This window comes from Actinomadura monticuli, from assembly GCF_041463655.1.
In the GTDB taxonomy this organism is placed as follows: domain Bacteria; phylum Actinomycetota; class Actinomycetes; order Streptosporangiales; family Streptosporangiaceae; genus Spirillospora; species Spirillospora monticuli.
Genome location: NZ_JAXCEI010000012.1, coordinates 179727 through 190995, shown reverse-complemented (window position 1 = coordinate 190995; position 11269 = coordinate 179727). Strand labels below are relative to the sequence as shown.

The window sequence follows — 11269 nt, the reverse complement described above, 5'->3', positions numbered from 1 at the left end:
GACACTACGACTCTTCTCCCGTCCAGGGAAGGGCTAACTGCGCTCGCGCACGTCGAAGCGGGTCCGGCCCGCGATGAGCTTGTCCAGCAGCATGATCAGCATCTGCTGCTCGGTCTCGGTCAGCGCGGCCGCCCACTGCCGCTCGCGCTCGTGCTGGCCCGCGAAGATCTCCAGCATCGCGCCGCGGCCCCGCTCGGTCAGCGACAGGATCACCGACCGGCCGTCCCGCTCGCCCGGCTTGCGGGCCATCATCCGGTCCGCGACCAGCGTCTTCGCGAGGTTGGACACGGCGGCCCGGCTCATCCCGGCGAGGGTGGCGGCGCGGCCCGGCTCCAGCGGCCCGGCGAGCCAGGTCACGAACAGCAGCCGGAACCCCGCCCACGAGTGCCCGCGCGGCCGGTGCACCGTGGACTCCAGGTCGTAGGTGACGATCGCGGAGGCCCGGTTGAGGGTCAGCAGCAGCCTGGTCGCGAGCCGGTCCGGGAAGCCGAACTCCTCCGACAGGCGCCGCCCGGCGAGATCGACGAACGTCCAGAAGTCGGGATCGTCACGCCCGCTGTCCCGTCCGTCGTCCGGTTCACCGTCCGTGTCCATCGCCTCGCACCCCACATCTGATTCATGGATTGACTATTTAACCCGGCGGGCGGCCGGGGTGTCAGGGGGAGATCATCGGGCATCTCCTACGGGGCCGGGAGATCAGGGGGGACGATGGCGACCGTCGCCGACCAGTTCATCGAGGTGCTGCGGCAGGCGGGCGTGCGGCGCGTGTACGGCGTGGTCGGCGACAGCCTCAACCCGGTCGTGGACGCCATCCGCCGGACGGACGGCATCGACTGGGTGCACGTCCGCAACGAGGAGGCGGGCGCGTTCGCGGCGGCGGCCGAGGCCCAGACCACGGGACGCCTGGCCGTGTGCGCGGGCAGTTGCGGCCCCGGGAACACGCACCTGATCCAGGGCCTCTACGACGCGCACCGCTCGGGGGCGCCGGTGCTGGCGCTGGCGTCGCAGATCCCGAACGTGCAGATCGGCACCGGCTACTTCCAGGAGACCCACCCGGAGCGGCTGTTCGTCGAGTGCAGCCACTACTGCGAGATGATCAACACGCCGGAGCAGATGCCGCGCGTCCTGCGGATCGCGATCCAGCACGCGATCGGGCACGGCGGCGTCGCCGTGCTGACGATGTCCGGCGACACCGCGGGCAAGGACGCCGCCGCGCCGGCCGGCGAGCACGACTTCCTCGTCCAGCAGGGCACCGTCCGGCCAGGTCGAGCAGCTCGCGAACGCGCTGAACCGGGCGCGCAGGGTGATGCTGTTCTGCGGCTCCGGCGTCAAGGACGCGCATACCGAGGTGATGGAGCTGGCGCACAGGCTGCTCTCGCCGGTCGGGCACGCCCTGCGCGGCAAGGAGTGGATCCAGTACGAGAACCCGTTCTACGTGGGGATGAGCGGGCTGCTGGGCTATGGCGCCTGCTACGAGGCGATGCAGGCCGCCGACCTCGTCCTCCTGCTGGGGACCGATTTTCCGTACGACCCGTTCCTGCCAGGCAGGAACACCATTCAGGTGGACGACGACCCAGCGAAACTGGGCCGTCGCACACCACTCGACCTGGCGATCCATGGCGACGTCGGCGAGACCCTGAGGCTCGTCATGGACAAGGTCGAGCAGAAGCACGACCAGTCGTATCTGGACGACATGCTGCACCGCCACGCGCGCGCTTTGGAGAACGTCGTCTCGGCCTATACGCGCGACATCGAGAAGCACACCCCGATCCACCCCGAGTACGTCGCGAGCGTCCTGGACGACCTCGCCGCAGACGACGCGATATTCACCGTGGACACCGGCATGTGCAACGTGTGGGCCGCCCGCTACCTGACTCCGAACGGGCGCCGCCGCGTGATGGGCTCGTTCGTCCACGGCTCCATGGCGAACGCGCTGCCGCACGCCATCGGCGCCCAGTACGGCGCGCCGGGACGCCAGGTCGTCGCGCTGGCCGGCGACGGCGGGCTCGGCATGCTGCTCGGCGAGCTCCTCACCGTGCGGCTCCACCGCATCCCGGTGAAGATCATCGTGTTCGACAACGCGTCGCTCGGCATGGTGCGGCTGGAGATGATGGTGGACGGCTTCCCGGCCTTCGAGACCGACCACGAGGCCGTCGACTACGCGGCCATCGCCGCGGCGATCGGGATCGAGTCGGCGCGCGTGGAGCGTCCGTCCGACGTCCGCACCGTGATGGAGCGGGCCCTCGCCGCGCCCGGCCCGTACCTGCTGGACGTCGTCACCGACCCGAACGCCCTCTCCATCCCGCCGCACATCACGCCCCAGCAGGTGAAGAGCTTCGCGCTCTCCGCGGGCAGGACCGTCCTGACGGGCGGCGTCGGCAGGATGCTCGACCTGGCCCGCAGCAACCTCCGCAACCTCCCCCGGCCCTGACCGCCGCGAGCCTCAGCCGAACTCGCGGGCCATCTCGGTGAGGGTCTCCTCGGCGACCTCGGGCATCGAGCGGTGCGGGCGCTCCTCGATCCAGATCTGCGAGGCGATGCGGAGCGCGGCCATGAACGCGGCGGCCATGATGCGCGGGCGGAGGCTCCCGGCCGGGAGGCCGTCCCGCGCGGCGATCAGCCCGGTCAGGGAGCGCTCCAGCTCGGCGTAGTGGGCGAGCTGCCGGGCCAGGACGGACGGGTGGTTGCGGGCGAGCCGCAGCTGCGCCGCCCACTGCGGGTCGAGTTCGCCGTACTGCTCATGGACGGAGCCGACCGAAGCGCGCAGCGCCGTCCAGGACGACTCGTCCGGCGGACGGGACTCGAAAATCTCCACCAGGGAGGCCATGCGCTGCTCGCCGCCGTAGAGGAGCGCCTCCTCCTTGCCGCCGAAGTAGTTGGAGAAGGTGCGGCGGGACACGCCGGCGGCGTCGGCGATGGCCTCGACGGTGACCTCGTCCAGGCCGTGCTCGACGGCGAGTCGCATCGCGGCCTCGTGCAGGGCGCGGCGCGTCGCCTCCTTCTTGCGCTCGCGCAGCCCGCCCTTGCGGTGCACCTGGCCTCCGCGTTCGTGCACTTCGCTCGCGCGCTCGTGCACCTCGCCGCCGTGCTCGCGCAGTCCGCCGGTCGTCTTCATGGTCGGTCCAGCCTACCCATCGTCAAATACTTCCCTGTGAGAAAACTTGCCCAGCGGGAATAAGATTCCCGTGGCGCGCGGTTGAGTCCTCGTTCCCCACTTCTCGCGGAGGCGTTCCTTGACCGTCCAGGCCCCGTCCAGACCTGCGCCGATGTCGCACCGGCAGGTCCTCGAAGCTCTCAGCGGCCTGTTGCTGGTGCTGTTCGTGGCGATGCTGAGCAGCACCGTCGTGTCCACCGCGCTGCCGCAGATCATCGGCGCCCTCAAGGGCAGCCAGTCGCAGTACACGTGGGTCGTCACCGCGACCCTGCTGGTGTCGACGGCGAGCACCCCGATCTGGGGCAAGCTGGCGGACCTCTACGACAAGAAGAGGCTGCTCCAGGCGGGCGTCGCGATCTTCATCGTGGCGTCGGCGGCGTCCGGGTTCGCGCAGAACACCGAGCAGCTCATCGCGTTCCGGGCCGTGCAGGGCCTCGGCGTCGGCGCGCTGCAGATCCTCGTCCAGATCATCATGGCCGCGATGATCAGCCCCCGCGACCGCGGCCGCTACTACGGCTACCTCGGCGGCGTGATGGCCGTCGCCACGGTCGGCGGGCCGCTGCTCGGCGGCCTGATCGTCGACTCCTGGCTCGGCTGGCGCTGGTGCTTCTTCATCGGCGTGCCGTTCGCCGTCGTCGCGTTCGCGCTGCTGCAGAAGACCCTGAGGCTGCCGGTCATCCGGCGCCCGGACGTGAAGATCGACTACGCGGGGGCGACGCTGATCGCCGCCGGCGTGAGCGTCCTGCTCATCTGGGTCACGTTCGTCGGCGAGCACTTCCCGTGGCTGTCCTGGGAGACGGCCGCGATGGCGGGCGGCGGCGTCCTGCTGCTGGCGGCGGCCGTGTGGGTCGAGTCGCGGGCGGCGGAGCCGATCGTCCCGCTGGACATCGTCGCGCGCCGCAACACCGCGCTCGCGATCATCGCGAGCCTCGCGGTCGGCATGGCCATGTTCGGCGGCGCCGTGTTCCTCGGCCAGTACTTCCAGATCGGACGCGGCTACAGCCCGACCAAGGCGGGCCTGCTGACGTTCCCGATGATGCTCGGCGTGTTCGGCGCGTCCACGATCGCCGGACGGCTCGCCACCAAGACCGGCAAGGTCAAGCCGTACATCCTGTTCGGGACGGTCGTGCTGACCGCCGGGTTCGGGATGCTGGCCACCATCGACCACACGACCTCGCTGGTCTTCCTCGGCGTCGGGATGTTCCTGATCGGCGTCGGGGTCGGGACGACGATGCAGAACCTGGTCCTCGTCGTGCAGAACTCCGTCCACCTGCACGAGATCGGCGCCGCGAGCGGGACCGTCACGTTCTTCCGCTCCCTCGGCGGGACGGTCGGGGTCTCCGTCCTCGGCGCGGTCCTCGCCAACCAGGTCGCCGGCAAGATCGCCGACGGGCTGCGGCGGCTCGGCGTCGACCCGACGGCGGGCGGCGGCGACGCCGGCAACCTCGACATCGCGGCGCTGCCCGCGCCCGTGCGGGAGGTCGTCCGGGCCGCGTACGGGGACGCGACCGGGCACATCTTCCTGGTGTCCGCGGGTATCGCGGTCGTCGGCATCATCGCGGCGGCGATGCTCAAGCCGGTCAGGCTGCGCGACAGCCTCGACCTGGTGGAACCCGCCAAGGCGGGCGGTCCCGCACCGGCCGTGAAGGACGGTTCGTTGTCAGGTTCTTGATAACGGCCCGGCCGAAGAGCTGGGTTGGGACAGAAGAGCAGGGAAGCCGCGTTGCGTACGGTCGGTATCGGGACACTCGCGACGGAGGCGGTAGATGAGCGGACGATCGGAGTTCGGGCAGCGCGCGGCGGCGGCCGTGCGGGCGGGCGGCATGTTCGCGCGGAGCGGGCTGTGGCGCCCCGGACCGCCGCTGAAGGTCGTCCGCCAGCTCGCCGCCCTGCGCCGCTGGGGCACCCTGCTCGGCGGGACGGTCGTGTCCGCCGCCGCCCGCGACCCCGGCGTCGTCGCGATCATCGACGACGCCGGGGAGCTGACCTACGGCGAACTCGACGCCCGCACCGACCGGCTCGCCGCCGCGCTCGGCCGGTTCAACGACGCGCCCCGCGTCGCGGTGCTGTGCCGCAACCACCGGGGCATGGTCGAGGCGCTCGTCGCGTGCAGCAAGCGCGGCTCCGACCTCGTCCTGCTCAACACGGGGATGAGCACCGAGCAGCTGCTCACCGTCCTGCGGCGGCAGGAGATCGAGGTCGTGATCGCCGACGCGGAGTTCGCCGGGTTCCTCGCGGGCGTGCCGAAGACCGTGCACGTCATCACGGCCGGGGGGACCGGGTCGGAGCTGGAGAAGGCCATCGCCGCCGCGCCCGCCGGGCCGATCGACCCGCCGGCGAAGGCGGGCCGGACGATCGTCCTCAGCTCGGGCACGACCGGCCTGCCCAAGGGCGCCGACCGGCACTCGCGCCCGGGGCTGTCGCCGCTCGTCTCGATCCTGTCCCGCATCCCGTACCGGGTGCACGAGCGGATGTTCATCGAGGCGCCGCTGTTCCACACCTGGGGCTACGCGATGCTCCAGGCCGCGATCTCGCTGCGCGCCACGATCGTCCTGCGGACCCGCTTCGACCCCGAGCAGACCCTCCGCACCCTCGACGCCACCCGCGCGACGGCGCTCGTCGCCGTGCCCGTCATGCTGCAGCGCATCCTGGACGTCCCGGAGTCCGTGCGGCGCAAGTACGACACGTCCTCGATGCGGATCGCCGCGCTGAGCGGCTCGGCCCTTCCCGCCACGCTCGCCACCGCGTTCATGGACGAGTTCGGCGACGTCCTCTACAACCTGTACGGGTCGACGGAGGCGTCCTGGGTGACCATCGCCACGCCCGCCGACCTGCGCGCCCGCCCCGACACCGCCGGGACGCCGCCGCCTGGGACGAGGGTCGCGATCCTGGACGAGGAGGGACGCCCCGTCCCGCCCGGCGTCACCGGCCGTATCTTCGCCGCCAACGACCTCCTGTTCGCCGGGTACACGGGCGGCGACACGAAGGAGATGCGGGACGGCCTGATGAGTCTCGGCGACGTCGGCCACCTCGACGCGGACGGCCGGCTGTTCGTCCAGGGCCGCGACGACGACATGATCGTCTCGGGCGGGGAGAACGTGTTCCCGGCCGCGATCGAGGAGGTCCTGGAGAAGCTGCCGCAGATCCGCGAGGTGGCCGTCGTCGGCGTCCCGGACGAGGACTTCGGGCAGCGCGCCGCCGCCTACGTCGTCCTGCGCGAGGGGGAGGCGCTGGACGCCGACGCCGTCCGCGCCCACGTCCGCGAGCATCTGGCGCGCTTCGCCGTCCCGCGCGACGTCCACTTCCTGGACGCGCTGCCCCGCAACGCCACCGGCAAGATCCTCCGCCGCTCCCTGACCTCGTCATAGCGCGACCGCCGTCATAGCGCGCCCGTCGCGCCCGTCAGGGCGTCACGGTGAACCAGAGGCGGGTGCGGCCGGGGGCCTGGTCCAGGCCCCACTCGCCGGCGAGCGCGTCGATGACGGTCAGCCCGCGTCCGTGGTCGAGGCGGCGGCGGCCGTGCGGGTCGGCGCCGGCCGGGCCGTCGCCGGCGGGCCCGTCGTCGACGACCTCGACGCGCAGGACGCGGCCGTCGGTCGCGACCGTCACGGTGACGGACCCGGAGCCGTGCAGGACGGCGTTGGCGACCGCCTCCGCCGTCATCAGCTCGACGTCGTCGAGGAGCTCCTCGTCCGCGATGACCTTCGCGGCGCGCTCGCGGACGATCCGGCGGGCGCGGCGGCCGCCGTCACCGCCGCCGTCGAAGCCGAACGCTTCGCCGAGCCGTTCCATCCCCGGGGCCAATGCATCACCACATCTGAAATCGATTGAGACAGCGCACCGCAATCATTCACCTGCGGTGCGTGATCGGCAATGCGACCTGTGTACTGATCTTGGCCTTTCCGGGACAGCGCGGCCGAAGAATACTCACCGAGGCCCACAAACCGGGTGTTTTCTCCGTCCCTTGGCGAGAATCAGCGCAGGCCCTCCTTGTGTCACCATCCGTTTCGGCAGCGTTTTTCGCCGGGTGGGGCGAAGGACAGCGTCTGTCCCGGAGGTGCGCCATGCACGCGGTCGTTCTCGCCTGCGCCGCGCAGGCCGTTTACATCGTCGCCTACGTCCTGTTCAAAACGGCGACCGGGCGGATGAGCCCGATCGGGGGCCGGCACCCGCTGCACGCCGCCGGACGGCTGGTGCGCAGCCCGCGCTGGTTCGCCGCGGTCGCGGTGCTGCTCGCGGGCTTCGCCCTCTCCGCCTTCGCGCTCGTCACGCTGCCGGTGGTCGCGACCCTGCCCGCCTACGGCCTCGGCCTCGTCCCGCTGCTGGTCGTCGGGATGAGCGGATTCGGCGAGCGGCCCACGGCGCGGGAGTGGCTCGCCGTCCTCATCACGGTGGCCGCGATGACCACCGCGGCGCTGTCGGTGCTGCCCGGCCCCGGCGAGTCCTTGTCCGACGCGCTGCACCGGACGGGCGGCGCCGAGACGGCCGGCGCGCTCCCGCTGGGGAAGGCGGCGCTCGTGTTCGTGCCGTCGCTGGTCCTGCCGCTCTGGATGCTCTGCGTGCGCGACCGCATGGTGAGCGGGCGGCACGCGCGTCCGCTGACCGGCATCGCCTACGGGATCGGCGCGGGCGTCCTGCTCGGCGCCACCGAGGTCTTCGGGCAGGGCATGGCGATGATGCTCGCCGACGGCCGGGGGACGGACGTGCTGGCCTCGCCGCACCCGTACCTGTTCCTCCTCGCGGGCGTCCTCGGCCTCGGTCAGCTGTCGATCGGCCTGCAGCGCTGCCGGCTGATGATCACCGTCACCGTCGTCACGGTCACCGCGAAGACGCATCTGCTGCTGTCGGCCACGCTGCTGTACGGGGAGCCGTGGCCGCGCGAGTCGGCGCCGCTCATGCTGCGCGTCGCGGGCGTCGGCCTGGCCGTCCTGGCGCTGTCGGCCTTCCCCCGCCACGAGCGCCGGGCACGGCCGGCGCGTCCCGCCGCCGCCCGCACCGCCGGCCAGCGGCCGGAGCGGCCTCGGCCCTTCCCCGCGTATCCCTTCACGCCGCCGGGCCTCCAACCTGCGGCGGAACGCGCCCGGCCGCAGGCGCTCGCGGTGCCGCCGCCGCGGATCAGTGCTCGGCCCGGCGGGTGGCCGGTGCCGCTCGGGGCGGACGGGCGCTGGGAGGGGTCGGGCGCGTACCCGTCGCAGCTCGGCTGATGCAATCTTGTCATTGTCAAGATAGGGTGGGGGTGTTCCCGACGGTAAGGAGCCGGCGATGACGGATGACCCGGGCCTGGCACGGCGGATGTGGCACCAGCTCGAACCCGTGCACGCCCTGTTCTGGTACTCGCCCGACGTGTTCGCCGAGGCGGCGGCGCTCGGATACGCGGTCGACCCCCGCTGGCCCAGCTACTTCGCCTGGCGCGCCGCGCCGCTCGGCGCCGCCGGTCCCGAGCGGGTGGCGTCCGCCTTCTACAGCTTCAGCCCGCGGATGGTCGCCGAGCACGTCCCCGCCGCCTGGACGATCGCGCCGCCCGAGCGCGTCCTCGAGGCCCGGACGCGCGCCGTCGACCGCATGTACCGCGCGCTCCTCGGCGACGGCATCGGCTCGCCGGACCTCGCCGAAGCCGCCGCGCTCGCCCGCGCCGCCGCCGAGGAGGCCGGCACCGCCGGGCGCCCGATCGCCGCCGCGAACGCCGACCTGCCCTGGCCGGACGAGCCGCACCTCGTCCTGTGGCACGCGATCGGCATCCTGCGCGAGCAGCGCGGGGACGGCCACGTCGCCGCGCTTCTCGCACACGGGCTCGACCCGGCCGAGGCGCTGGTCTCGTTCGCCGCGATCGGCGCCGCGCCGGTGGAGACGTTCGCGAGCCGGGGCTGGACGGACGGCGAGTGGGCCGCCGCCCGCGACCGCCTCGCGTCCCGCGGCCTCGTCGACGCCGACGGCGCCGCGACCGGCAGGGGACGCGAGCTGCGCGAGTCCGTCGAGCGGATGACCGACGACCTCGCCTACGCGCCGTGGCGGACGCTCGGCCCCGACAAGGCCGACCGGCTCGCGGGGCTCACCATGCCGATCCTGGTCAAGGTGCTGGAGACCGGGCTGATGCCCGCGAGCAACACGCTCGGCATCGGCAAGGTCCCGGCGCCGCCCCGCTGAGTCAGCCGCGCGGCGGGCCCCAGGCGGTCTCCTCCAGGCGGCCGGTGTTGCCGAGGTCGATGGGCCCGTCGGCCTCGACGATGACGACCGGCCGTCCCGGCGCCGGGCGCACCTCCAGGTACCTGCCGGCGACGGCCGTGGTGGTCGGGTCGGTGACCAGGTTGCGCCAGACGATCCCGAACACGGCCGTCCGGCCGGGACGGACCGTGAGCGGCTTCGGCCCGGCGTCCTTGATCTGCGTGGTGCCGCGCACGATCCTCACGTCGAACGGCTGCCGGTCCTCGCCGAGGACGCGCAGGGCCGGGTAGCCGTCCAGCGTGTAGGGGCGGTCGCCGCAGTTGCGCAGCGTGATCGTCGCGGCGCGCAGGCCCATCGCGGCGTCGGGCGTGCCCATCCCGATGCTGATGCCCTCGGGCGTGCAGACGGGCGGGGCCGGCGTCCGCCGTAGCTCCGGCGGCGCCTGGCTGGTCGGCAGCACCGGGTAGGGCGCGGACGGGATCGCGGACGGCGCCGTCTCGGTGCCGCAGCCGGCCGCGCCGAGCAGTGCCGCCGCGACGAGGAGCGGGGTCAGGGTCCGCCGGGTCGGTGTCACCTGGGGATCATTACAGACGAATGTGGACGTCTCGTGTCGGGGAGGGCAGGCCCGCCGCCGGCGCGGTCCCGCAGGTGCCTCGCGCGGAGGACGACCTCGATGCCGAACCGCGCCTCCGGGTCGGCCAGCTCCGCGCCGAAGATCCGCTCGATCTTGCGCATCCGGTACCGGACGGTCTGCGGGTGGATGTGCAGCAGGGCGGCGATCTCGGCGGCGGTGCCGCGGGTGACGAGCCAGGTCCGCAGCGTCTCGGTCAGCCGGTCCCGCTGGCCGGGCGTCATGCCGTCCAGGACGGCGAGGCGCCGCTGGGCCAGCTCCTCGACCAGCGCCGGGTCGGCCAGCAGCCACAGCGTCACGAGGTGGTCCTCGCACAGCGCCACCGGGCCGTCGAGGACGCCGTCGAGAAGGAGGCCGAGCGCCCGCCGGGCCCAGCGGAGCGAGTCGGCCGCCTGGCCGGCCGGCATGGTGAGGCCGACCGCGGCGCGCCGGGCCGGCAGCGCCCTGTCCAGCATGGCGCGGCGCTCCGGCGTGAACGGGCCCGGGATGAGAAGGTGCGGGGCGGCGCATTCCACGTCGGCGAGGACGTCCTCGTCGAGGGACGTCCACTCGCAGCGGGCGTCGGGCTCGACGGCGACGAGCGTGACCCCGGCGGGGACGGGCCACCCGGCCGCCTCGGCGACCTCGGCGACCTCGGCCTCCGGACCGTCCAGGAGCACCCGCAGCAGGCGGCGGCGCCGCTCGTCCAGCGCGGGGATCGGGCGCGCCCTGGCCTGCCGGTACCCGTCGAGCGACAGCGCGGCCAGCTCGTCCAGGTAGGCGAAGAGGGCGTCGGCGAGCCGCGACATGACGGCCGCGGAGATGTCGTGCCGGGGCGCGACGCGCATGACGCGGCGCCACGCGACCTGGCCGCCGATGCGGTAGGCCGCCTGGAGCGCGTCCATGCCGCGGCCCTCGTGCGCCTCGTACTGGCCGAGCATCCGGGCCGTCCCGGCGCAGTCGTCGCTCATCTCGGCCGGGCCGGGCGCCGCGACCCGGTCGACGAACGCCGCGAGGTTGCGCTCCACGCTGCGCCGCAGCACGTGTCCGTAGGGGCCGTCGAGCGGGCGGGCGTACTCGGGGACGGCGCGCCGGATCTCGGCGACGATCTCCTCGGAGAGGCTGGGCATTTCCAGCCGCATCAGCCGGACGAGCAGCGGCGGAAGCGGGGCCGGGCGGTCGGCGAGATCCGCGCGGTCGAGGGCTCTGCTCATCGGACACCTCCGTCACCGCGTGCGCGACCGGGACGCGGCCGAGCGGGGCGGTGCGGCCCGCCCGGCCCGGCCGGTGCCCGGCTGCGGTAGAGCGAGGCCGCGGGGGTGGCGCGCGACGGTCGGCGGAGC

10 protein-coding genes and 1 pseudogene are annotated in these 11269 nt (G+C 73.2%); 6 read left to right on the top strand and 5 right to left on the bottom strand.

What is annotated here, in order from left to right:
• Nucleotides 1–33: 33 nt before the first annotated feature.
• On the bottom strand, nucleotides 34–594 hold the full coding sequence (locus tag SM611_RS26265; RefSeq protein WP_371952650.1) for a MarR family winged helix-turn-helix transcriptional regulator: 561 nt from the start codon (nucleotides 592–594) through the stop codon (nucleotides 34–36).
• 114 nt (nucleotides 595–708) lie between these two features.
• On the opposite strand from SM611_RS26265, the pseudogene SM611_RS26260 reads away from it, so the two are divergent.
• Nucleotides 709–987, top strand: a pseudogene (locus SM611_RS26260) (thiamine pyrophosphate-binding protein); the annotation flags it as partial.
• Between the two features lie 319 nt (nucleotides 988–1306).
• Nucleotides 1307–2431 carry a thiamine pyrophosphate-dependent enzyme gene (locus tag SM611_RS26255; RefSeq protein ID WP_371952649.1) on the top strand — a complete coding sequence of 375 codons (1125 nt, stop codon included), beginning with the start codon at nucleotides 1307–1309 and terminating at the stop codon, nucleotides 2429–2431.
• 12 nt (nucleotides 2432–2443) lie between these two features.
• On the opposite strand, the gene SM611_RS26250 is transcribed toward SM611_RS26255, so the two are convergent.
• Nucleotides 2444–3115 (bottom strand): TetR/AcrR family transcriptional regulator, encoded by a 672-nt coding sequence (locus tag SM611_RS26250; protein ID WP_371952647.1) that lies wholly within the window; start codon nucleotides 3113–3115, stop codon nucleotides 2444–2446.
• Nucleotides 3116–3266: 151 nt separating this feature from the next.
• Here SM611_RS26250 and SM611_RS26245 point away from each other — a divergent pair, with 151 nt between their 5' ends.
• Together SM611_RS26245 and SM611_RS26240 are read left to right on the top strand one after the other, a co-directional pair.
• Nucleotides 3267–4826 carry an MDR family MFS transporter gene (locus tag SM611_RS26245; protein ID WP_371952645.1) on the top strand — a complete coding sequence of 520 codons (1560 nt, stop codon included), beginning with the start codon at nucleotides 3267–3269 and terminating at the stop codon, nucleotides 4824–4826.
• Between the two features lie 94 nt (nucleotides 4827–4920).
• Nucleotides 4921–6522 (top strand): AMP-binding protein, encoded by a 1602-nt coding sequence (locus SM611_RS26240; RefSeq protein WP_371952644.1) that lies wholly within the window; start codon nucleotides 4921–4923, stop codon nucleotides 6520–6522.
• Between the two features lie 34 nt (nucleotides 6523–6556).
• Here the strand turns inward: SM611_RS26240 and SM611_RS26235 are convergent, their stop codons facing one another.
• Nucleotides 6557–6958 (bottom strand): ATP-binding protein, encoded by a 402-nt coding sequence (locus SM611_RS26235; RefSeq protein WP_371952642.1) that lies wholly within the window; start codon nucleotides 6956–6958, stop codon nucleotides 6557–6559.
• 260 nt (nucleotides 6959–7218) lie between these two features.
• On the opposite strand from SM611_RS26235, the gene SM611_RS26230 reads away from it, so the two are divergent.
• Both SM611_RS26230 and SM611_RS26225 read left to right on the top strand, forming a co-directional pair.
• On the top strand, nucleotides 7219–8358 hold the full coding sequence (locus tag SM611_RS26230) for a hypothetical protein (protein ID WP_371952641.1): 1140 nt from the start codon (nucleotides 7219–7221) through the stop codon (nucleotides 8356–8358).
• A 58-nt stretch (nucleotides 8359–8416) separates the two neighbouring features.
• Nucleotides 8417–9298 (top strand): SCO6745 family protein, encoded by an 882-nt coding sequence (locus tag SM611_RS26225; RefSeq protein ID WP_371952639.1) that lies wholly within the window; start codon nucleotides 8417–8419, stop codon nucleotides 9296–9298.
• A 1-nt stretch (nucleotide 9299) separates the two neighbouring features.
• Here SM611_RS26225 and SM611_RS26220 read toward each other — a convergent pair whose 3' ends face one another.
• Nucleotides 9300–9890: a DUF4232 domain-containing protein gene (locus SM611_RS26220; protein ID WP_371952638.1), complete on the bottom strand. Its 591-nt coding sequence runs from the start codon at nucleotides 9888–9890 to the stop codon at nucleotides 9300–9302.
• Entirely contained in the window at nucleotides 9887–11140 is a 1254-nt protein-coding gene (locus SM611_RS26215; RefSeq protein WP_371952637.1) for a PucR family transcriptional regulator, read from the bottom strand. The genes SM611_RS26220 and SM611_RS26215 overlap by 4 nt, the downstream gene beginning before the upstream one ends.
• Between the last annotated feature and the right edge of the window lie 129 nt (nucleotides 11141–11269).